Source organism: Bacillus sp. DB-2 (assembly GCF_003315125.1).
GTDB lineage: Bacteria > Bacillota > Bacilli > Bacillales > Bacillaceae_G > Bacillus_A > Bacillus_A mycoides.
The window spans coordinates 198,349-220,944 of the sequence record NZ_QNRN01000010.1; the positions used below are offsets into that span (position 1 = coordinate 198,349).

Below are 22,596 nucleotides of genomic sequence, written 5' to 3' on the forward strand. Positions count from 1 at the left end.
GGTAAAATTCTAAAGTTTTATGGAAATGTATTTAAAAAACCAAAATATGGTTGACAATCAAGGATTACATTTGTAATATTTAATTATAGATTACAAATGTAATACAAGGAGTGGAATTTTATACAATGAAAGAATTACCTAAAATATCGGAAGCTGAATTGGAAATCATGAAGGTTCTTTGGTCAAAATTTCCCCAAACAGCGAATGAAGTGATTGAAGCGTTAGAGGCAACAATGGACTGGAAACCGAAAACGATTCGAACGCTTATTAATCGATTAGTCCAAAAAGAAGCTGTTTCTTACCAGCAAGATAAAGGGCGTATGTATGCATATTATCCTTTAGTGTCGCAAGATAGATATCTACAAGTAGAAACAAAATCCCTCCTCAAACGTTTCTATGGTGCGGCATTTAAACCTTTACTTGTGAATTTCTTAAAGGAAGAAAAACTATCTTCAGAAGACATTAACGAACTCAAACATATTCTGGATGAGAAGTCTGAGGAAAATCAGAGGAAGGATAGATAATGATGATAGATATGTTTGTAAACGTCTATCTACCTCGATTTTTTGATTGGGTGATAGAAACATCCATTATGGCAAGTATATTAGTCGGCTTAATCTTATGTGTCAAAATCTTGCTTAGAAATAAGATAACTCCGCGATGGCAGTACATGTTATGGATGATTTTAATTGTAAGACTTCTATTACCATGGTCACCAGATAGTTCCTACAGTATTTATTCTCTTCTTTCATATAGCTCTGGCGTGTCTGAGATTTTTCAAAAGGATACTACTCCAGCTATACAACAAAAAAGCGTGTTAGAAGATAAAACGAATCATTCAGTAACTACAAAAGGAGATAGTCACAAATCTAACTCCGTAAATGTAATGAAAGAGAGTGACCAAATAGATAGTAATAAAAAGAAAGAAGATACTACACTTTCCGTTTATAAAGTTACGTTATATATTTGGCTTTTTGGAGTTGCTATTCTAGCAACGATAACTTGTATTACGAATAGACGATTATATTCTTACATAAAAAAGCAACCCAATATTACGGATGAAAAAATTGTTGGGATTTTTGAAAACTGTAAACAATCTATGGGAATTAAGAAGCAAATTCCATTACGGTTGGCTGGGAAAATCTCAAGTCCGACTGTTTTTGGGCTTTTTCGCCCGAGAGTATTATTATCAAGCAGACATATGAAAATATTGAATGAGCAACAACTACAATATATTTTTTACCATGAGCTATCTCATATGAAACGAAGAGATATAGCTGTAAATTGGGTTTTGTATAGTTTAATCATCTTAAATTGGTTTAATCCGATTCTTTGGTATGCCTATTCATGTATGCGAGAAGATCAAGAACTAGCCTGTGATGCATTTGCGCTTACCTTTATAGAATCAGAGGAACAAATTGCATATGGACATACAATTATTACTCTTTTAGAACATTATTCAAGTTATTATCAAGCACCGAATCTAGCCAATTTAAGTAGAAATAAACGAACGCTAAAAAGGAGAATTCTTATGATTAAGAAATTCCAAAAGAAATCATATCGCTGGTCTGCGCTTGGAATTATTGCAATAGTTGCTATTGCATCTATTTCTTTATTCAATGCACGTGAAATAGAAGGAGATGAAAGGCAGAAGGGACAAGCGATAGAAAAAAGTCAAAAATCTAAAGATGCTTTCCAAAATGCTGTAGATAGGCTATTTGGTACAGAAGAAAATGCGAGAAAAGAGTGGGGTTTCTCCAAAAGGACATATGAAAGTCGAACAGACTTTTTATACCTTGCTGAAAAGGCTTTAACAAAAGAAGAATTTGAGAAGTATGTGCAGTTATATAAAGAGGTATTACATATCGAGAAAAAAGGATTAGTTAAATTAAACGTACCTGAAAATTTCCAGGGGGATATAAAAGAGGTTAAAGAAGAGCGCTTAAGTGCAGAAAATCGTGAAAAATTAAATGAACTTCGTAATAAATCTACTCCTTATGAGGATAAGGTAGGGAAGTATCTAACATATACAGTGGAAGAAGCGCAGCAACATGTTGATTTCCAAATTAAAAAGCCAACTTATACAATTAAAGGATATACTCCAAAAGACGAAAAGGTGAGTTATTATCGTAAGAGAAAGCCAGAATTAGTTATTGAATTAGAATATACGAACGGAAAAGGAAATTATACAATTTCTCAATCACAAGTATTCGGAGAAAGTAAAGATCCGTTCCATCATTTATTTGTTGTAGAAGAAAACATTGAACAGTACGAATTAGAAGGAAATCAAATATCCTACTCTACTCATAACTCACATAGTAATTTACAAGGTATGAAGATGATTGTTCCTGCAAAAGGGAAAAATAGTGCGTATCAAATTGTCATTATTAATCATAGTTTAGACAATCCAGGGGAAGCAGAATTTGATAGGAATGTAAATAAAGCGGAACTGGAAAAAATAATGCTTTCAATGCTGAAATAATAAAGAAGTGTTTTGAAGATTTATATCCTTAGAACATCTTTTAGTTATATTAAACAAATACGAGGAGAAAAAGATATGAATCCGAATAAATATAACATCCTAGCATTACTTTGTATGATGTTGTAATAGTTTATATGTTAGTAACTGAGTCAATACATTGGAAGTTTTTTTATGTAATTATTAAACAGGAATTGCTGGTGAAAGATAAGTTCATTACTTGCATGTCCATTCTATGATTGTGCATATTTTAATTATTTTATGAAAAACTAATAAAAATTTCCATATAATTGTTATAATATGACTAGATTGATATAAAAGTTTTTTCTACATTATATATTTGAAGGGTCCTCATGCAAAAAGAGCAAATTCTCTACTTGAGAACTTGCTCTTTTTTTTACAGAGAAACATTACTAGAGGGCTCTAAGGGAGTACTTGAATTTCATGAGAGAATTTCTGTATGTATCCATAATAATATGCAGGTATAACAGAATTTTAAAATTTATAAAAAGATTAAGAGGCGATAGAGAATGAAAAGATATATTAGAATAAAAGGAATTGGCACATATCTTCCAAAACGCAAAGTAAATTCTTTTGAAATAGATCGTATGCTAGATGTGCCAGAAGGCTGGACATTAAAAAAAGCTGGGGTAAAAACACGATACTATGTTGATGGTGAAACATCTTCTTATATGGGTGCTGAAGCTGCAAAAAAAGCTGTAGAAGATGCTCAGCTAACGTGGGATGATATCGATTGTATCATCTGCGGAAGCGGAACGATTCAACAGGCAATTCCTTCTACTGCATCACTTATTCAAGAACAGCTTGAACTACAGCACTCTGGTATTCCATGTTTTGATATCAACTCAACATGCCTAAGTTTCATAACAGCATTTGATACAATTTCTTACGCAATTGAATGCGGGAGATACAAAAATGTTGTTATCATTTCTTCTGAAATTTCTTCTGTGGGATTAAATTGGGGACAAAATGAAAGCAGCATTTTATTCGGTGACGGTGCGGCAGCTGTTGTCATAACAAAAGGCGATCATACATCTTCTATTATTGCTTCCCATATGGAAACATATAGCTCTGGTGCACATTTATCAGAAATTCGTGGCGGTGGAACGATGATTCATCCTAGGGAGTATAGCGAAGAACGAAAAGAAGACTTCTTGTTCGATATGAATGGAAGAGCTATTTTTAAACTATCTTCTAAGTATCTGTTGAAGTTTATCGAAAAATTACTTATGGATACTGGTTATTCTCTAGCAGATATTGATTTAATTGTTCCTCACCAAGCAAGTGGACCAGCTATGAGACTAATTCGTAAAAAATTAGGGGTTGATGAAGAGCGCTTTATGACCATTTTTGAAGACTACGGTAATATGATTTCCGCATCTATTCCAGTTGCCCTTTTCGAAGCGATTAAGCAAAAGAAAGTGCAACGCGGAAATAAAATATTATTACTAGGTACTTCTGCGGGACTTTCTATCGGGGGCATCCTTCTTGAATACTAAGAAAATAGTATTAATTACAGGGGCACGTGCACCAGCAACTCTGCATTTATGTAGACTGTTTCATAACGCCGGACATACCGTTATTATTGCAGATAGTATTCCTTATCCATTAAGTAAAGTTTCAAAGAGTACGGATTATTTTTATGAAATTCCTTCTCCAAAGTGGAAAACAAATGAAAGTATCCGTGCGCTACTATCCATTATTCAACGTCACAATGTGGATTTGCTTATTCCTACTTGTGAAGAAATATTTTATATATCTAAATATAGAGAAGAGTTAAGCGCATTTTGTCATGTATTAGTAGATGATTTTCAAAAACTTTCATTACTGCATAATAAGTGGGAATTTATTCAGTTAGTAGCGAATTTAGGGTGGCAAGTACCTGCAACATATAGAATAAATAATGAAGAAGCGATAAGTTCAATGATGCACAAAACACCAGCTAATACTCTTTTTGTACGAAAGCCGATTTTCTCCCGTTTCTCTGATAAAGTGGAATTTATTACAAAAGAGGATGCTCTAAAAGAAAGCATGATAGATAAGTCGAATTATATTATGCAAGAGTTTATACAAGGGACGCAGCATTGTTCCTATAGTTTTGCACAATCTGGGGAAGTGTTAGCTCACTCTACGTATAAAACGGAATTTACGGCAGGTTTAGGCGCTACCATTGCGTTTAAGCATATGAATCATCCTAAAATTGATCAGTTTGTTAGACATATTGTAAAAGAGCTAGATTTCTCAGGACAAATTGCTTTTGATTTTATCGTTACAGAGGATGGAGATGCGATTCCGATTGAATGTAATCCACGTACTACAAGTGGATTACATTTATTCGATGAGAAAATATTGCCCGCTTTCTTTAATGAAACAGTAAACAATACACTCATTCCAAAACAAAATTCGGAGTGTGCAATTCGGTTAGCAATGTTTTTATATGGATTTCCGTATTTAAAAAGTAAACAAAAACGTAAGCGATGGTTAAAAGTTCTATGCTCTTATCCAGATATCGTTTATCGTCACAATGATTGGAAACCATTTTTTTATCAGTTTTTTAGCATGTATAAATTATGGCGTGAAAGTTATAAGCATGAACGGACTATTTTAGAGCAAACAACATATGACATATCGTGGGATGGTGAAGATTTATGAAAATGCTAGTAACTGGAGGAACGGGATTTCTAGGACAAAAACTCGCCTTTCGACTGAAGAATATGGGTTATGAAGTAACGGCAACGGGAAGAAATAAAACAATCGGTAAGGTATTAGAACAAAATGGAATCGAGTTTGTTCATTGTCCTCTTGAAGACAGGGATCGTGTGCTACAAGTTTGTAAAGATAAGGATTATATCTTTCATAGCGGCGCACTTTCTTCTCCTTGGGGCAAATATGAAGATTTTTATAATGCGAATGTGTTAGGAACGAAACATATTATCGAGGGAAGTCAAAAGTACGGTATAAAACGCCTTATCCACGTATCAACACCAAGTATTTATTTCTATTATGATGAGCGACAAAATGTAGTAGAAAACGCGAAACTTCCTGGTACATTTGTAAATCATTATGCGACAACGAAGTACATGGCTGAACAAGCTATTGATCAAGCTTTCACGAATGGTTTACCTGTTATCACAATACGCCCGCGCGCTTTATTCGGACCAGGAGATAACGCTATTCTTCCGCGTCTTATTAAAGTATGTGAAAAAGGTGCCTTACCGAGAATTGGTACAGAAAATATTCTTGTTGATATTACATATGTTGAGAATGTTGTAGATGCTTTACTTCTTTGTATGCATTCCCCAAAACATACATTAGGACAAAAGTACAATATAACAAATGACGAACGTGTAAATTTATATGAGGTCATAGAAAATGTAATGAAGCGTCTTGATAAGGAAGTAAAATATAAAAAAATTTCCTACAAAACTGCTTTTACACTAGCTGCTATACTAGAAGGAATCTCAAAAACTATTTTATTCGGAAAAGAACCTATTCTCACAAAATATACTGTTAGTGTCCTTTCAAAAAACCAGACATTAAATATTGATAAAGCTAAAGAAGAACTAGGATATGCTCCAAAGATCAGTATAGAAGAAGGAATTACAAAATTTGTAGACTGGTGGAAAATACAATGAAAATCAAATCTTTAAAGCTATATGATACAGGATATTGCACACATCCAGAAAAAATTGCATACTCCAGGGGCAGTTGGAAACAAATATGTTTTCCTGCTACAGTAGGGTTACTCCAGCATCCAGTATTAGGATATATTTTATTTGATACTGGATATGCGGGACATTTTAAGGAGGCGACAAAAAAATTCCCTTACTCTGTATATGCAAAACTTACGCCTGTTCATTTCACGGAAGAGCAATCTATTAAACAGCAACTTCTTCTTGATGGTATTCAGCCAGAAGAAATTAAATATATTATTCTTTCTCATTTTCATGGCGATCATACAGCTGGTTTACCTGACTTTCCAAAAGCGAAAATACTAACCTTCGCAAAAGCTTATGAGGATATTAAAAAGAGAAGTAAATTTGGTGCTCTATTAAAAGGGTGTCTAAAAGATACACTGCCGATGGATTTAGAAAAAAGGATGTCATTCATTGATCAAACTCCATCCCTTAACTTACCTTCTACATATGGAAAGTTTGAAGAGGGGTATGATGTATTTGATGATGGCTCATTATTTGCTGTTGACTTAACAGGACATGCAACGGGACAATTCGGTTTATTCGTCCATTTACAGAGTGAAAAAATTGTCTTTCTTTGTGCAGACGCAGTGTGGCTAAGTAAAACTTATCAAAACCTTGTATTTCCTAGTAAGATTGCCAACCTTTTAACTAGCGATCCAAAGTCTTACCAAAAGAATATTGAGAAGTTACACCATTTATCACAAACATCACCTGAGATTGAAATTGTACCAACTCATTGTGAACATACATGGGATAAAATTAAAGCAGGGGTGTACTATGAATAAACTACGGATTCTCAAGCGATACTTGAAAACAAAATATGGCTTGAGATTTTCAAATCGCAAACAGTTGGAACAGTTTCATAAACAACAAATAGAAAAACAACTTTTGTTCACGATAGAGGCGTCTCCTTTTTATCGCCAGTTATATACGCCGTTTTTAAATGAAATTCAAAAGGGGAATTTGTCTGCACTCCCCATTATTGATAAAGAAGTAATGATGGAACATTTTGATACATTAAATACAGTCCATATTTCAAAGGAAGAAGCGTTTCATGTAGCATTTGAAGCAGAAAAGACCCGGAATTTCTCGCCAACCATTCGTAATATAACTATCGGTTTATCCTCAGGAACTAGTGGGAATCGTGGAGTTTTTCTCGTTTCCGAGGAAGAACAAACGTTGTGGGCTGGCTCGATTATTGGAAAGGTGCTTCCTTCTAGCATTCTACATAAACACACGATTGCTTTTTTCTTACGTGCAAATAGCAATTTATACGAAGCGACAAAAAATAAGCGAATCTCATTTCATTTTTTTGATTTACTAGACTCGTTTCAGCAGCATATCACGCGATTAAATGAAATACAGCCATCTATTTTAATTGCACCTCCGTCTATGTTACGGAAAATCGCTTACTGGCAGCAAGAAGGACTGATTACGATTTGTCCCCAAAAAATTATCTCTGTAGCAGAAGTGCTTGAAGATATTGATAGAGACTTTATTCGTGCAACTTTTAAGCAAACAGTACACCAAGTTTACCAATGTACAGAAGGTTTTCTTGCTACCACCTGCAAGCAGGGGACATTACACATTAATGAAGATCTCATTCATATTGAAAAAGAATACTTAGATCAAGAGAAAGGGATATTCGTTCCCATTATTACTGATTTCATGAGGAAAACACAGCCTATTATACGCTATCGTCTCAATGACATATTAATTGAGAAAAAAACGCCGTGCAGCTGTGGTTCACCTTTCTTAGCATTAGAACGAATTGATGGTCGATGTGACGATATATTTATTGGAATAAATGAATTGGATAATAAAGAAATATCTATTTTTCCAGATTTCATTAGAAGAGCAATTTTGTTTGCATCTAGTGACATTCAAGAATTTAAAGTAATACAGCATAGCGTAGACAAAATTGAAATTAAACTTAAAGCACTACCTGAAAATCTCGAATTATGTCAATCAAAGGTAATGCAAGAATTACATACACTGTGGGCTACTAAAAAGTGTGCGATACCACAGTTCTTCTTTTCACATTACGATATTCAAGTATATGATAAAAAATTAAAAAGAATAGAAAGTCTTGTAAGGCGTGGTGAACATAAATGATTCAGTTACATGATGTTCATTCCTTGCATAGTATTGATTGGGAATCAAAAAAAGATGGGGCATATGTGCGAGATAGTTTCCTGCCTCTTTTTCAAAAGGGCGTTACAGCATTTATTGAAAATGTTAACACGGAGCTCTTTCTATTAGAAATCGATGATCTCATCTTGCCAGTTACTCTTAATAATGCAGAGTTCGAAAATTCATATGTATGTTCTCCTTATACACATTACATATCTTATGCATTAGAAGAGCTATGGGAGTTGAAAAAACCATGGCTAGAGAAGCTATTAACCTATCCGATTCATCTTATGGGAAGTTGGCTACGACGAACGAATATTAATAAAGTAATTGTCGTAAATAATTGGATGCTTTCAACAAATCTTTATCACTCTATCAACGAACAACAAATCGAACAAATTACGAATTTATTTGTTGAGAAATTTCCAGAGCATACAATTCTATTTCGCTCTTTAAATACCCAATTATATCCCGTAACGACAGAAGCACTATCTACGCTAGGTTACAATAAAATCATGTCTCGTTCTATATACTTATTTGATCCGAAACAATATAAAAAAATGAATCGAAAAAAACGAAAAGACTTATTAAATGATAAAAGTTTATTAGAGAAAAGCAATTATGAAATCATTAAGAATGAAGAATTAACAAAAGATGATATTTTACAAATTTCCCAGTTATACAATCAACTATATATCGAAAAATATTCCGTCCATAACCCAATGTTTACACCCGCTTATTTATGGAATGCTCTTCAGCATCGTTTATTTGAGATAAAGGTCATAAAAAAAGGGGATACAATTGATGGTGTCATTGCTTATTTTATTAGGGATGGAGTTATGACAACTCCAATCCTTGGCTATAATACAAACTCTGACCAGCAACAAGGCTTATACCGTATACTTTCTCTCCTTATTACAATGGATTCTATCGAAAAGGATTTAATTTGTCATTGTAGTGCTGGTGCTGGAGAGTTCAAACGAAATCGTGGTGCAACACAGCAGATTGAATACAGTTATGTGTATAACGCTCATTTACCACCTAGCCAACAAAAGGTATGGAAAGTATTAACGTGGATATTAAATACATATATAGAACCGATGGCAAAAAAACATCAATTTTAAATAAAAAAGAGATAAGACTTGTAATGTGTAGGAGCTATAAGTAGTAAGTATATTATTAAATGTTACATATGAAAAAGTTTTTTCGGGCTAGAGGATACACTTGATTCGATTGGAAATGATTATTCCCGCAAAAGGAAAGAATAGTGCATATCAAATAGTCATTATCAATCGCGGCTTAGACTATCGAGCAGAAACAGTGCTTGATAGGAATGTAAACAAAGCAGAAATGGAAAAAATAATGCTATTAATGTTGAAATAATAAAAAGGTGTTTTGAAGAAGTATATCTTTAGAACACCTTTTATGGTTCTGATGCAAAGATCATTTGATAGCTTTTCTATTTGAATGGATTTTCCTTTTTCACTCCATTCATACACTCTTTTTAGAGTAATAGTATCGGTATGTTCAAGATTTATAGATTCATTGCAATTATCTTGAAGGTTTTGCACCAAAATCATTTGCTTAGTAATGATGAATAATATATAAAGGAGCTCAACTCCCAATGGCAAGAAAATTATTAACACAGAGGTTTCCCTTTTTAATTCCTATTAGAATTGGACAACGTAGGCTATTTAAAAAAATAAGTGACCGTCTTAAAGGCTATAAATTTTCAAAAACATTTGAACGAAATCCATTACCTTACAGGATTTACAAACATAAATCTTTACTTATCAGAAAATTAGGTGATACAGATATACAGCTACAATATAACAAAATCATTAATCTAAAGCTAGCTATCTGCAAAATGAACCAGATTGTAATTAAACCGGGAGAAACATTTTCATTTTGGTATCTTGTTGGTAATTCCAGTGAAAAGGCTGGATATAAAGAAGGAATTATTCTAATGAATGGGGAAGCGATTAAGGGAATAGGTGGTGGTCTCTGTCAGTTAGGGAATCTTCTTTACTGGATGTTTCTGCATACAGAATTAGAAACAGTGGAAAGATATCGTCATAGTTTCGATCCATTCCCTGACTATGGACGTGTGATTCCATTTGGAACAGGTGCCACCTTGATGAATGGTATTATTGATCTCAAATTCATAAATAATTCCAATATTACTTATCAAGTCAATCTGAATATTGATGAAGAATACATATACGGAGAAATTAGAGCATCCCAGTACCCCCATATACGTATTCTATCGTGGAAGAAGAAAATAGTCTTTAATCATATATATGGCTTTATACTCACTAAGCTCTCGTTTTTTCTTCATGAGGAGCAATTGGCGCATTTGAAACATGATAGAAGAACAGAGTAGAATGGCAATCAATTGACCATATAAATGACACTCCAATCGTTCTGGTTTTATCTTTTTACAATGATGAATTTGAAAGAATGACTTCCACGTTTTAAATAAAATTTCGATTTGCCAACGCAAAGAATACCAGTCATGTACCTGTCCCATCGGGACAATATCTGTAGGGGTGTTTGTCATATATACATTGATACCACTGAGTCGTTTACTACGAGGAGAATACTTAATTCCTTTCTTTTTTTCTCTTACAGCTTGATCTTGTAATCGTTTTTGTTGCTGTTGTTTTGTTAATCGATGAAAAATTACACGAGCTGGCACTTTATCAATCATACCTACATAAGCATCAGCTATTTCACATGTTTGTCCTGGTTGAAGAGAGTTCATTAACGTCTCCATATCTATCTGTATATACTCTGTACCTTTCTTAATTCTTCCATCTTGAAAATAATCAGGGTTAGGATTTTTTTGATACATACGTGTATTCGACTTGATACGAGAGATATAGTAGGCCTCTTTATCTTGTATATATTGAAGGTCTTTTAAATGAAAATAACCTAAATCTCGGATACATAAATCATTCGCCGTAACAGTTGGGGCACACAGAGAGCCGTAAGTACGATCATGTTGTTTACCTGGACCTGTATGAATATGTAGGAACTGTCCACTTAACAAATCATACTCAAGTTGAATTTTTATCCCAGCTGTATGGCTACATCCTCCTGCACCTGGATAAACCGATGAAAATACATCTGGGAGTTGAAATGCAGTTGAATCTAAAATACGAATACGCTTGAAAACAGAAGTGTATGGAGAAGAAATCGGCATAGATGCGGCAAATTTTTTGCTTAGTAGTTCGGCTAGTAGGTGTTGTAAAAGTTGGACGGCCGCCTTATTAAACCGCTGATTCAGTCCCTCAGGACTGATGAGTACTTCTGTTGATGCTTCTAAACAACTAGATAACTGAGTTAAAGAAGTCATAGCTACATTTTGGCTCGTCCATACACATAAAGCTACTAAATCTTTTGCTTGGTACTTACTGGTTCGTTGTACAAAACCAACATCTCTAGCAAGATCCCGTAAGGTATTTGGAGATAAAAAACTTTGAATCTCTTGAGCAAATAGTTGTAATTCGTCAGACACAGAAACAGACATAAAAAACGCCATCCTTTCCTATGATTCTACAGAAAGAATAGCGTATTTTTTCTTTTTATGGATACATTTTTTTAGCTCGATGGCGATGTGGTGTTACCTCAAATATAATTATTTTATTTGAAGGTCTCTTTTAAATTTTTTTCAAATCTTTTCATAGGCTGATATACAAGGACGTGTAGTGATAAACCTATCACTGCAGTAATGTTTAAAATAATACTTATAATCATTAAAGACCATTCTATAACTGGAGAAAAGTATCCGTTCGTACTTAATGTAGAAGAACTTACACCTAGTATTAAAATCACTATTAGTAAAGGTAAGTTTTTAACCAATTTGAATCCCCCCTTTAAACATAATATCTTTATATTATTATATCACACACTAGGTTATGTAATTAATATAAGATAGTTATCTATGGGCATTTAACATATTTTTTCGTTTTGGGGGTGACCTATTTTTTTAGCTTGATAGCAATGTGGCGGTACCCCATTTATAAATCCATTTTCTCCATAGCCATTCGATAGGTCCATATCGGAAATACTTACTCCATAGTGTACTGAATATACATTGTACGATACAAATAAGAAGTCCAAAGATACATAGCTGCCAGTAAAATAAGTGTGAGATATCCTGAAAACATCCTGAAAGAATGATAAGTGTTAGTATGCTTTGGGCTATGTAATTTGTTAAAGCATATTTACCTACGTTCATAAGGGGGGATAGCCACTTTATATATCTTTTTTTCTCACAAATTAAAAGTAGAGAACAAATATAGAATATAGCTAGCGTTTTTCCTCCAAAAAGAATCCATAGCTGGATATGGCTAGAGTAATAGACATCTGTTTCTATAAAATAATAGATGATAGGGAGGGAGAGCAGACATGATAGGAATAGCGAACTCCACTGTAAAATTTGAATTTTCCCTCTGAGTTCCGATACGCGTCTAAAAATATTCTTTTTTCCAGCCCATAAACCTATTAAAAATAACCCAATATATTCCGGGATCCCTATTAGAAGTTGCTGAAATTCCTGTGTCATAAGAAAGAACAAACGAGCTTTTATTTGATGTAAATAATTTAAAAATAGATTCACTGTGTGATTAGTAGTGTTGCCTGTAAACATATATTGATAGTATTTTGGTATCTCTTCAGGAATAGAAGGGCTTGCATGTAAAAATAAAATAACATGTAGAGTATAACTAGCTAGTAAAAAACTAAAACCTGTTATAAAAATAAGCTTAGTAGACCGCTTATAAAAGAACAATAGAACAAAACCTGCTATAGCATATGCATGTAAAATATCTCCATACCACAGAAAGATAAAGTGAATTACACCAAATAGTAATAGAATACATAACCTACGACTAAATAGTATATATATGGGATACCCCTTTTTTTCTGTATTTCTCATAAAGATATAAAATCCCACGCCGAATAAGAATGCAAAAATGGTATAAAACTTTGATGATATCAGTAAATCTACTAGAAAACGAACTACTTTATCTATACCGGAGTAACCTGCTTGATTAAAGGAATCTAGTCCTGTCATAGTAGGTAGATTAGCAAATAGGATACATAGTATGGCCATACCCCTTATTATGTCTAAAGAATAAATACGGGCGTTTTGTTGCATGTTAATTCTCCTTTCTCAAAAAAGAAAAACGAGCACTATATTAGCTAGCGTTCGAATTACGTCTCGCAAAGAATCCATCATATGTAGCAGCTGACACTGCCCCTTCTAGGCGTTCAATTTCTTCGCCTCTGTTATAAGCTACAACAACTGGAGTACCAGGAATGTCGAACTCTTGAAAGGCACTTTGATTTTCTGGCGTAGAGATATCAATACGATAGATGGTTCTATCATGCTTTTTTGACATACTATCGATATCTGGTGCAGCTTTTTTACAATAATGACAGGTTGGTTGATAGTAATACGCAATAAACTCTTCATGGAATTGTATTTTTTCCTTTAATTCTTCTTTTGAAATATCTTTAATATTTTTGGGTATTCCTTTTGCGTCTGCAGCTGACACCATTGTTTTGTTTGGTGTTACAGTCTCTGGATTAACAGATTCATTTTTAGTTAAAGTAAAGATTACGATGCAAGCCACGCATAATGTAGTAACAATTGCTCCAATTTTGTAAACTTTTTTCATAGTAAATTCCTCCTTAAAATAAAAAAAGGACAAACCTCGCCCGAGTTAACTGGGCGTAAGGTTTGTCCTTCACGCTACGTACAATAGAGTATAAACAATTGATAACAAATTTTCTATCTATATAATACCATAAAATTGATATAGAATGCTATATCAATTTTAAAAGCAAAGAAATAACCTAGTTTATATAATTTCATGTACCAGATTTAAATTAAAATATTAACACCCACATTAACAAGGGCTTCTATGCAGTGCTATATCTGTTGAATCCAACTTATAGGGAAAATATATTTCGCTATTAAGCGAAATATTATTCAACAAACAATGCCTCAAAAAGTCCGTATATTCATGAAGTATGGCTTAAGTACATTTTGATACCTTTTGAAGTGGTTTACGCTGCAAAAAATATACTGTATCTAAAGGTATCCGTTTTTAGGAATGTTCCCAAATTGAGAGTTCTCTTTATCACTAAATACATAAAAATTATAATTACACTCAAAAGTGTAATTATAGAACCGTAATTTATTGAGAAATTTGAATTTTCGTAATAATAGGTTGTTTCTTCAATATTTTCTCTCTATAATTTGGATGTACCACATGATTATATAATGAAGGAGGAGTTCATAATGGGACGTTGGATTATAGTAACAAGTGAAAGTCATGAACCTAAATTAACAGTTTCTGAAGCAAAAGAATTACAGAAACTACAAGAAAAAAAATAAAGAAGATAAAGAAGATAAAGAGGACAGTCTTATGATGTCCTCTTTATCTATACATAAATCCATGAAAGATTGTATTCATTTACTTTATTTTATTTAACTGGAGGTTATTAGAATGCTATATTCTTGGGAAAGAGAAACCATAGAAGAAATTGCGCGTCAACGTATTATGGATACGTTCAAAGAATTAAGTTTTTCAGTGGAAAAAAAAGTTTTTGGAGATAAAATACAAACCACATACGTGGAATTATTTAATTCAAATCAGCAGATTGAATCATTTGGCGTCGGAAAAGGGAAGTACAATGAATTAGGAGCATTGTTTGAGGCCTTAGAGCATTATACTCTGGAGAATATAACAATGAAAGATTGTGATTTTTTCTCGTCTCATCATATTGCGAAGAACCCAATATTTGACGGAGAACGTGTTATGCAATTGATAGTAGAAGAACCCGATCAACAATTACTTTGTAAAAAATACTATGCTTTGAATGATACACAACAACATATATGGTATCCATTTTTCATTGCCAATCCACATTATATGCAACATCCAATCGAAACGGATACTTATCAGTATCAGAAAGTACAACGATACAGTTCTAATAGTGGCACAGCCATTGGTTCCACTTTACATGAAGCGATTATTCATGCAACGAATGAAGTCATTGAACGGGATGCTTTTTCTTTATTCCTACTTCGACATTTCTACTATGATATACCAGATCATACATTAAAGATAATTCATCCAAATACGCTTCCCTCATCACTAAAAGAAACAATTGTACAAGCAGAAGGGGAATTACAAGAGGAAATTATACTATTGGATATTACAACGGAAGTTGCAATTCCAACTATATTAGCTGTTACAAAAAATAAAAAGCATACTGGTATATTCGGGCTAGGCACATCTTTATACCCTGAATATGCTATCTTGCGAAGTATTACAGAATTGGTTCAGGTGAATCATATTGCCTCTGCAAATATTGGTGATGAGCTAGCACATCGAGAGCATTTTTTGAATCAATTACAGCCGTATCCTCGTCACTATGCTTGTGCAGAAATGAATATGTGTTCCGTATTTAATCAATTTCCAGCCACTTATGTTTCATTTGAGGATTTACCGAGATTTTCAGAACGTAATTTAATACTTTACATTGAAGAACTGCAAGAGCGATTACACCAACAACATTTTTCTATCTATTATTCTCCAGTCAAAGAGTTTTCCAATGGCATAAAAATCATACATGTACTAATTCCACAAATGGAGCGTTTTTTATTGATTACAAATGGTCAATTGGTGTTTCCGTCCGAAAGAGGTATGAAAAAGAGCCTTAAGTCACAGTCCAGTTTATAAAAAACACCCTATAAAGAGGACTAAGAAAAATGCTAATCCGCCATATATGAGGTACCATCAACAAACATTAAAATGTTTGTTGATGGTACCTCATATATTTTCGACAAAACAAAAAAACATCTAATTTAAATTAGATGCGGAATGTATCAAGTACATTATCTTTTTCTTGGGTGTTTTTGCCCAAATCTCCGAAACGGGGGAATTAAGTTAATTCATTAGAAATTTATACATCATGTCAAAAAAGTGCACTTTATGACACAGATGAAAACCTAGCCTTTTGTATTTTTGAAATCCTTATAAATAAGGACTTTTCACAATACGTTTTCTTAGTCCTCCTTCTCGAGTGAGTGGAAAAAAATAACCATTCTAATATCTTATCTTTCTCATTATACGATAAAATTTAACTGATTTTTCATTATTCATTTTTATGTACACCCAATCAACTTTCCTACAAACGTAATTTTTATAGTTTTTTATGGGGGTTCATATTTAAATAACAATAAAATAAATTAAAAAATAAAAAACTATAGCATTACTCAATGTTATTATTGTAATATATCTTTGGAATGAATGATTTTATGTAGCAACAAGTTAGGGGGAGTACCAGGGGGAAAAATGAGAAACTTTTTTGAAGACAATTATAAAAATATTGGGCTTAAAAGAAAATTAATAAACTTAGTAAGTGAAATTAGTGAATACAAGGGAAGATTAGCTGCCTATCAAGAACAAAAGCCTGATATATTCATTAATTTAGAGAAGAATATACCTTTGCACTACATAAAAAACTTTACTACTGTATATAAAGATATAAAAGTTCCAAATAAAAGATTAAAAGAACTTATTTTAGATGATATAGTGCCTCAAAACATCGAAGAAGATGCCGTTTTTTGTTATTTTAAAACTTTGTCACTTGTACATAAAAGATCTTGTACTTTATCAATTAGCCCAGAAACTATACAAGAATTGCATTTTCAATTAATACATTATAGTACCTCTGATAGTGCAAAATGGCGCAAAAAACCATTTTACATCCCAGGAATTCCGGAAAGTGGGATGTATACAAGTAGTTATCGTCCTTTCCCACACGAGCTTATTCCACAGGCTATGGAACAATTATGTAATCAATACAATTCAGTAAACAATAAAAAGGAACTACATTCCCTTTTATTAATCGCTCGTTTTATATTAAATTTTTATTGCATAATCCCTTTTAGTCAAGGGAATGGTAGACTAGCGCTTATGCTAATGCAATTACTATTAGTAAAAAACGGACACACATTTGTAAAATATGTTTGTTTAGATAAATATATCAAGAAGAACGAATCAGAATATTACGATTCAATATATAAATCTTCAGTTAATTGGTACTGTGGTGAGCACAATATTAGTTTTTGGATAAAAATGTTTTTAAATATTATATTAGAGGCCTACCAAGACTTGCATTCTACAATCCGAGATTCTATATGTAACAATACTAAGGTTGAACGCATTCAAAATTTTATACATAAACAAAAACATCCTTTTACTAAAGAATGTATCCGTAGCATCCATCCAGATATAGCCGAAAGTACAATCAGTAAAACTTTAAGCTCCTTACAATTATTTGGTTATATTAAGTTAATCTCAAAAGGAAGAAATGCCCAATGGATGAAAGTTTAGTAATTATTTTTGGGTTATTAGGATTTAGTAAACCATAAAAAAGAAACAGATAGGGGTTATTTCGCATGCAAATCTTTAAATTTACTACACGGGGTAGCACCACATCGCCATCCACTTAACACAAATAAATTACCCCAAAATGATAAAATTGAGCAATTTGTACAGATTTATCGTTTGGGGGGTAGTCCTAAATTCTTAGCTTGATGGGCATGGGGTACCGCCACATGCCCATCAAGCTAACTAAATAAATTACTAGGTACGAATTGATCCTTGTTTCAAAACTAGCAAGTGATAAAAAAATAGGCATGCTAAAGAAGCCTATTAAAACGCGATTTTTTCGCTAGGCAGCTTGTCTATGCTTCACTGTCGTTTTATACACAATCCCTAGAATATCAAAGACGGTCATCTTCTTATACCGATGGCATTTACGACCGTTCTTTTTGAGCAGTTGATAAAGGCAATGCAGAATTTTTAAAAGTTCTTCTGTGCCAACGGCTATCGCTTGAAACAGTAATGGAAAGTAATCTTTAATCATATAAATTGCTTTATATTCACTCAGCTCCTGCTTTTTCTTTTCAAACAGAAACTGACGCATTTGAAACATCGTAGAAGAATAGAGGAGAATGCCGATGAGTTGTCCATATAAATGGCACTCTAGGCGTTCTCTTTTTATATTTTGACATTCATCAATTTCAAAGAATGATTTCCACGTTTTAAACAAAATTTCAATCTGCCAACGAAGTGAATATAATGAATGCACGTAGTTCGTTGGTACTTCTTCTAGCGACGTATTCGTGATATATACATTCATGCCCATTAAACGTTTACTTTTATCCTTCATGACAATGCCTTTCTTTTTTTCACGTATCGCTTGGTTTTTCAGACGTGTTTGTGTTTGATTATCGGTTAAACGATGGATAATGACACGTGCTGGAAGTTTCTGATTTTGGCCAATGTATGCCTCGGGGATTTCCATCGTTTCACCAGGGATTAGACCAGACAGCATTTGTGTCATATCAAGCTGGATGTATTCTGTTTGCTTTTTTAACGTACCATTTTTGAAGTATTCTGGTTCAGGGTTCTTGATATAAATGCGTGTATTCAACTTCAACCGCGAGATATAGTAAGCCTCTTTATCATTAATGGCTTGTAAGTCTCCTAAATCGAAGTAACCAAGATCACGTAAACACAAATCGCCTGCTTCTACGGTTTTAAGACAGATGGTACCATATGTTTTATCATTATTTTTTCCTGGTCCAAGCTGCACGTTAAGGAATTGACCGTTAAGTAAATCATATTCCAATTGGATTTTCACGCCTGCCTTATTACTACTCCCACCTGAACCTTGATAGTCAGTGGCGAATTGATCAGGCAGTTGAAACACTGTTGCATCTAGAATACGGATACGATTGAAAGTAGAGATTATATGTGCAGAAAGTGAGTGATTTGAACAGAGTTTTTGTGTGAGAAGAGAAGTAAAAACTTCTCGAAGAAATGCGACAGCTGCTGGATTAAAGCGTTGATTCAGTCCTTCTGGACTTATGAGTGTAGCTGTATTGGCATAAAGCTGACTACATAATTGAGTGAGAGAATCACTTGCTACATGTTGACTAATCCAAATACATAAAGCAGCTAAATCGCGTGCACCATACTTACTTTTACGTTTTACAAAACCGTTCTCTTGTGCAAGTTGTTGAAGAATATGTGGAGATAAATATCGCTGTAGTTCTTCAGCGAACAAATGAAACTCATCTTGAATCGATAGATTCATACAAAAACACCATCCTTTCTGTATATTTCTACAAAAAGAATAGCGTTTTTTTGATTATATAGATACAAATTTATCTTAGCTTGATAGTGAGTAATGGTCCCAGTATACTAATTTCTTTAAATTGCTGAAGTCCATTTCAGCACAATAATTAGATTATATAATTGTTAAAGGCGATTAATCATAGTGGTATGGAAATATAACTCTTGGCAAAAAATCTTATAATTCAACTGATTCTTTCTGGTTTTGGGTTTGCACCTCATTTGTTTGTACAATAGTTAACATTATACCTGCTATGATTATGATTCCTCCTACAATTGTATTAAAAGTTGGTATTTCCCCTAGCCATATCCAAGCAATAATGAAAGATAACAGTGGTGTGAGATATAAAGAGCTTGTTGCTTCGGAGGCACCTCTTTTTGTAGTGAGGTAGCCTAGAGCAATATAGGGAAGAACAGTAGGGAAAATCCCTAAATATACAGCACTCCATGTTGCTTCTTGTGGAGCGTTTGAAATAGAATTCCATAATCCAGGAAGAAAAATTAACATTAAGAGTGTTCCGCCCCAAATTGTATAGCAAGTAAAGGAAAGGGAACCGTACTTTTTTAAATAAGGCTTTTGTAAAACAAAGTATAAACTTTCAACAAGAGAAGCTATTAATATTAAGAATGCGCTTTTATGGAATGAGAATCCACCTAAATGACCTAATGAAAGAAGAACCACTCCGGAAAATGCTACTATTCCTCCTATCCACTTCCATAAACCAATACGTTCTCGAAAAATAACCCAAGCTAAAATTGCCGTGAAAATAGGAGTTAATGAAACTAATAAACTTGCAGTACCAGCGTTTACAAATTTTTCTCCATAGTTTAATGCGAGATAATAGGATGTAAACCCTAAACCACCAAAAAGGATAATTGCCGGTATGTCCTTTACTTGTGGTAGTTTCATGCGTGTAACAATTGCAAAGATCATTAATCCCAAAGATCCTATGAGTAAGCGTAATAAAGATAGGCTTTCTGGACTATACCCTGTAAGTGCTAAACGAATACCTGGAAAAGCAGAAGCCCAAAGCACTATGATGAATAGATGCGAAAAAAAGATGGACTTATTGACTGATTTCATTACCAATTCCCCCTCTGTGCAAACTAAAAACCAACCACTTTTATGTTGAATGAATATGCTTTTCATAATAACCTTGGGTTGATATAATGTCTTCATCCAGTGAGAAAATACAAAACCAACCACTTTAAGAAAGGAGCAATATTGGAGATGAATCAATATAATAAAGATAAGTCACTCAAAATCCCTAAATATATACAAATTATAGAATACATAAAGAATAAGATTTCAGTAGGAGAATGGACAATTGGAAGTAAAATATATAGTCAACGTAAATTAGCTAATATGTTTAATGTTAATCGTAGTACAGTTATAACCGCACTTGAGGAACTTCAGGCAGAAGGACTTATTGAGGGGAAAAGGGGAGTGGGTAATATTGTTGCAAATAATACCTGGTCTTTGTTAACGAATAACCCTCAAAATTGGAATAATCATGTGAACACCGGATTTCATCAACCTAGTCGAATAATGGTACAGCAGATTAATGAAGCCGAGTCGAATTCTAATTTAATACAACTTAGTAAAGGTGAATTATCACCAGAGTTATTCCCTCTAATGCAGATGAAACAAAGTATAAAAGAATTAGCCAATGAAATAGAAGCGTTTGGATATGAAGAACCCAAAGGTTTTTTTCCACTACGTCAATCTATTAGTACATACCTAAAATCTCATGGCATAAAAGCATCTCCTGATTCTATTCTTATCGTTTCAGGTGCTTTACAGGCCTTAGACCTTATATCTGTAGGCTTATTGAAACCTAAATCCACAGTTTTACTTGAAAGGCCATCTTATCTTTATTCCTTACATGTATTTCAATCTGCCGGTATGCTTCTTGCGGGATTACCCGTAGATAATGAAGGGATAATAACAAAGTCAATTTTAGCTCAAAAACAAAAATCTCAACAAAGCATCCTATACACTATTCCATCTTTTCATAATCCTACAGGGTATATTATGTCAGAGCCTAGAAGAGCTGAGCTTCTAAGAGTTTGCAAAGAGGAACGAATTCCTATCATAGAAGATGATATTTATAGAGAATTATGGATTGATGAAGAACCTCCTTTAGCCTTAAAAGCAAAAGATATAAATGGTCAAGTCCTTTATCTGGGAAGTTTATCTAAAACTCTTACTCCAGGATTACGTATTGGATGGGTTGTAGGTCCACAATCTGTTATTAATAGTCTTGCTGACATTAAGATGCAATCTGATTATGGATCGAGTTCTTTATCTCAACGTATTGCTTTTAAGTGGCTTAGTAGTGGCTTTTATCAGGAGCATGTGCTGTTCGTACGAAAACAGCTAAAAGTTCGAAGAGATGCACTGATAGGTTGGCTTGAGAAGTACTTACAAGATATTGTTACTTGGGAAGTCCCTCAAGGAGGGCTCTTTATTTGGGTTCATATAAAAAAAATAGTTTCTATGCGATCCTTATTTAGTATGGCTTTAGCAAAAGGAATACTAATAAATCCAGGGCACATTTATGGACAGGATGAAGGACAATACATACGTTTATCATACGCCTATGCTTCACTTGTAGATTTAGAAAAAGGAATATATGAATTAAGCAAAATTATCCGTACACTTTAATGTGAGATCATTGCCATCAAGTTAAGAAATTCGTTATCCTAAAAACGAAAAAAACTGAATTCTCATAAATTGGTGTAGAGAGATAAAAATTTTCTTTTTGGGGGTATTTCAAAATTTAGCTTGATGGGCATGGGGTACCGCCAGCATTTTGGAAAAAAACCACGCTAAGAGCATGCAAGATTTTATACATTTTTTCGGCTCATTCAGTAATAAAGGAGAACCCTAAAATCGCGCCAGGATAGGAATGTATAAAAAGATTCATAGAATTATAGGAAAAGAAAAAGGCAAATTTCTTGTGAGAATAAGATTCCGCCTTTTTCCTTGCTACCGATAATGAGACGTTATGTTAACCTCACATGAATATGATAT

The 22,596-nt window shown here is 33.5% G+C and carries 17 protein-coding genes and 2 pseudogenes; 13 read left to right on the forward strand and 6 right to left on the reverse strand.

Annotated features, from left to right (window positions below):
- Window positions 1–125 precede the first annotated feature (125 nt).
- The 10 genes and pseudogenes from DET63_RS18455 to DET63_RS18500 all read left to right on the forward strand — a co-directional run.
- Entirely contained in the window at window positions 126–524 is a 399-nt protein-coding gene (locus DET63_RS18455; RefSeq protein WP_113937432.1) for a BlaI/MecI/CopY family transcriptional regulator, read from the forward strand.
- Window positions 525–526: 2 nt separating this feature from the next.
- Window positions 527–2,482 carry a M56 family metallopeptidase gene (locus DET63_RS18460; RefSeq protein ID WP_113937462.1) on the forward strand — a complete coding sequence of 652 codons (1,956 nt, stop codon included), beginning with the start codon at window positions 527–529 and terminating at the stop codon, window positions 2,480–2,482.
- 527 nt (window positions 2,483–3,009) lie between these two features.
- Window positions 3,010–3,999: a beta-ketoacyl-ACP synthase III gene (locus DET63_RS18465; RefSeq protein WP_113937433.1), complete on the forward strand. Its 990-nt coding sequence runs from the start codon at window positions 3,010–3,012 to the stop codon at window positions 3,997–3,999.
- Window positions 3,989–5,152 carry an ATP-grasp domain-containing protein gene (locus DET63_RS18470; RefSeq protein ID WP_113937434.1) on the forward strand — a complete coding sequence of 388 codons (1,164 nt, stop codon included), beginning with the start codon at window positions 3,989–3,991 and terminating at the stop codon, window positions 5,150–5,152. Before DET63_RS18465 ends, DET63_RS18470 begins: the two co-directional genes overlap by 11 nt.
- Window positions 5,149–6,135: an NAD-dependent epimerase/dehydratase family protein gene (locus tag DET63_RS18475; RefSeq protein ID WP_113937435.1), complete on the forward strand. Its 987-nt coding sequence runs from the start codon at window positions 5,149–5,151 to the stop codon at window positions 6,133–6,135. Before DET63_RS18470 ends, DET63_RS18475 begins: the two co-directional genes overlap by 4 nt.
- Window positions 6,132–6,983 (forward strand): MBL fold metallo-hydrolase, encoded by an 852-nt coding sequence (locus tag DET63_RS18480; protein ID WP_113937436.1) that lies wholly within the window; start codon window positions 6,132–6,134, stop codon window positions 6,981–6,983. Before DET63_RS18475 ends, DET63_RS18480 begins: the two co-directional genes overlap by 4 nt.
- Window positions 6,976–8,313 carry a F390 synthetase-related protein gene (locus DET63_RS18485; protein WP_113937437.1) on the forward strand — a complete coding sequence of 446 codons (1,338 nt, stop codon included), beginning with the start codon at window positions 6,976–6,978 and terminating at the stop codon, window positions 8,311–8,313. The genes DET63_RS18480 and DET63_RS18485 overlap by 8 nt, the downstream gene beginning before the upstream one ends.
- Complete coding sequence (locus DET63_RS18490; protein WP_113937438.1) at window positions 8,310–9,455, forward strand: hypothetical protein; 1,146 nt, start codon at window positions 8,310–8,312, stop codon at window positions 9,453–9,455. The genes DET63_RS18485 and DET63_RS18490 overlap by 4 nt, the downstream gene beginning before the upstream one ends.
- A gap of 100 nt (window positions 9,456–9,555) precedes the next feature.
- A complete protein-coding gene (locus tag DET63_RS30320) occupies window positions 9,556–9,714 on the forward strand; it encodes a hypothetical protein (RefSeq protein ID WP_181777933.1) in 159 nt (52 codons plus the stop codon).
- Window positions 9,715–9,955: 241 nt separating this feature from the next.
- Window positions 9,956–10,614, forward strand: a pseudogene (locus DET63_RS18500) (VanW family protein); the annotation flags it as partial.
- Here the strand turns inward: DET63_RS18500 and DET63_RS18505 are convergent.
- The 4 genes and pseudogenes from DET63_RS18505 to DET63_RS18520 form a co-directional block, all read right to left on the reverse strand.
- A pseudogene (locus DET63_RS18505) lies at window positions 10,604–11,863 on the reverse strand (IS4 family transposase); the annotation flags it as partial. The pseudogenes DET63_RS18500 and DET63_RS18505 overlap by 11 nt on opposite strands.
- Window positions 11,864–11,976: 113 nt before the next feature.
- A complete protein-coding gene (locus DET63_RS18510; RefSeq protein ID WP_000240392.1) occupies window positions 11,977–12,195 on the reverse strand; it encodes a hypothetical protein in 219 nt (72 codons plus the stop codon).
- Between the two features lie 127 nt (window positions 12,196–12,322).
- Window positions 12,323–13,495 carry a DUF418 domain-containing protein gene (locus DET63_RS18515; RefSeq protein WP_113937441.1) on the reverse strand — a complete coding sequence of 391 codons (1,173 nt, stop codon included), beginning with the start codon at window positions 13,493–13,495 and terminating at the stop codon, window positions 12,323–12,325.
- Between the two features lie 40 nt (window positions 13,496–13,535).
- Window positions 13,536–14,018 (reverse strand): thioredoxin family protein, encoded by a 483-nt coding sequence (locus DET63_RS18520; protein WP_113937442.1) that lies wholly within the window; start codon window positions 14,016–14,018, stop codon window positions 13,536–13,538.
- A gap of 834 nt (window positions 14,019–14,852) precedes the next feature.
- Here DET63_RS18520 and DET63_RS18525 point away from each other — a divergent pair.
- Complete coding sequence (locus DET63_RS18525; protein WP_085313187.1) at window positions 14,853–16,091, forward strand: YcaO-like family protein; 1,239 nt, start codon at window positions 14,853–14,855, stop codon at window positions 16,089–16,091.
- Between the two features lie 615 nt (window positions 16,092–16,706).
- Complete coding sequence (locus tag DET63_RS18530; RefSeq protein ID WP_113937443.1) at window positions 16,707–17,750, forward strand: Fic family protein; 1,044 nt, start codon at window positions 16,707–16,709, stop codon at window positions 17,748–17,750.
- A gap of 340 nt (window positions 17,751–18,090) precedes the next feature.
- Here the strand turns inward: DET63_RS18530 and DET63_RS18535 are convergent, their stop codons facing one another.
- Window positions 18,091–19,521 (reverse strand): IS4 family transposase, encoded by a 1,431-nt coding sequence (locus tag DET63_RS18535; protein WP_113937444.1) that lies wholly within the window; start codon window positions 19,519–19,521, stop codon window positions 18,091–18,093.
- A gap of 216 nt (window positions 19,522–19,737) precedes the next feature.
- Window positions 19,738–20,643, reverse strand: coding sequence for a DMT family transporter (locus DET63_RS18540; RefSeq protein ID WP_113937445.1), 906 nt, complete (start codon window positions 20,641–20,643; stop codon window positions 19,738–19,740).
- A 147-nt stretch (window positions 20,644–20,790) separates the two neighbouring features.
- On the opposite strand from DET63_RS18540, the gene pdxR reads away from it, so the two are divergent.
- On the forward strand, window positions 20,791–22,227 hold the full coding sequence (pdxR, locus tag DET63_RS18545; protein ID WP_016093929.1) for a MocR-like pyridoxine biosynthesis transcription factor PdxR: 1,437 nt from the start codon (window positions 20,791–20,793) through the stop codon (window positions 22,225–22,227).
- Window positions 22,228–22,596 lie beyond the last annotated feature (369 nt).

Excerpts from the sequence above, each read along its gene's own strand:
- DET63_RS18455 (WP_113937432.1), top strand. The coding sequence starts at position 126 with ATGAAAGAATTACCTAAAATATCGGAAGCTGAATTGGAAATCATGAAG.
- DET63_RS18460 (WP_113937462.1), top strand. The coding sequence starts at position 527 with ATGATAGATATGTTTGTAAACGTCTATCTACCTCGATTTTTTGATTGG.
- DET63_RS18465 (WP_113937433.1), top strand. The coding sequence starts at position 3,010 with ATGAAAAGATATATTAGAATAAAAGGAATTGGCACATATCTTCCAAAA.
- DET63_RS18475 (WP_113937435.1), top strand. The coding sequence starts at position 5,149 with ATGAAAATGCTAGTAACTGGAGGAACGGGATTTCTAGGACAAAAACTC.
- DET63_RS18480 (WP_113937436.1), top strand. The coding sequence starts at position 6,132 with ATGAAAATCAAATCTTTAAAGCTATATGATACAGGATATTGCACACAT.
- DET63_RS18485 (WP_113937437.1), top strand. The coding sequence starts at position 6,976 with ATGAATAAACTACGGATTCTCAAGCGATACTTGAAAACAAAATATGGC.
- DET63_RS18490 (WP_113937438.1), top strand. The coding sequence starts at position 8,310 with ATGATTCAGTTACATGATGTTCATTCCTTGCATAGTATTGATTGGGAA.
- DET63_RS18515 (WP_113937441.1), bottom strand. The coding sequence starts at position 13,495 with ATGCAACAAAACGCCCGTATTTATTCTTTAGACATAATAAGGGGTATG.
- DET63_RS18520 (WP_113937442.1), bottom strand. The coding sequence starts at position 14,018 with ATGAAAAAAGTTTACAAAATTGGAGCAATTGTTACTACATTATGCGTG.
- DET63_RS18525 (WP_085313187.1), top strand. The coding sequence starts at position 14,853 with ATGCTATATTCTTGGGAAAGAGAAACCATAGAAGAAATTGCGCGTCAA.
- DET63_RS18530 (WP_113937443.1), top strand. The coding sequence starts at position 16,707 with ATGAGAAACTTTTTTGAAGACAATTATAAAAATATTGGGCTTAAAAGA.
- DET63_RS18535 (WP_113937444.1), bottom strand. The coding sequence starts at position 19,521 with ATGAATCTATCGATTCAAGATGAGTTTCATTTGTTCGCTGAAGAACTA.
- DET63_RS18540 (WP_113937445.1), bottom strand. The coding sequence starts at position 20,643 with ATGAAATCAGTCAATAAGTCCATCTTTTTTTCGCATCTATTCATCATA.
- pdxR (WP_016093929.1), top strand. The coding sequence starts at position 20,791 with ATGAATCAATATAATAAAGATAAGTCACTCAAAATCCCTAAATATATA.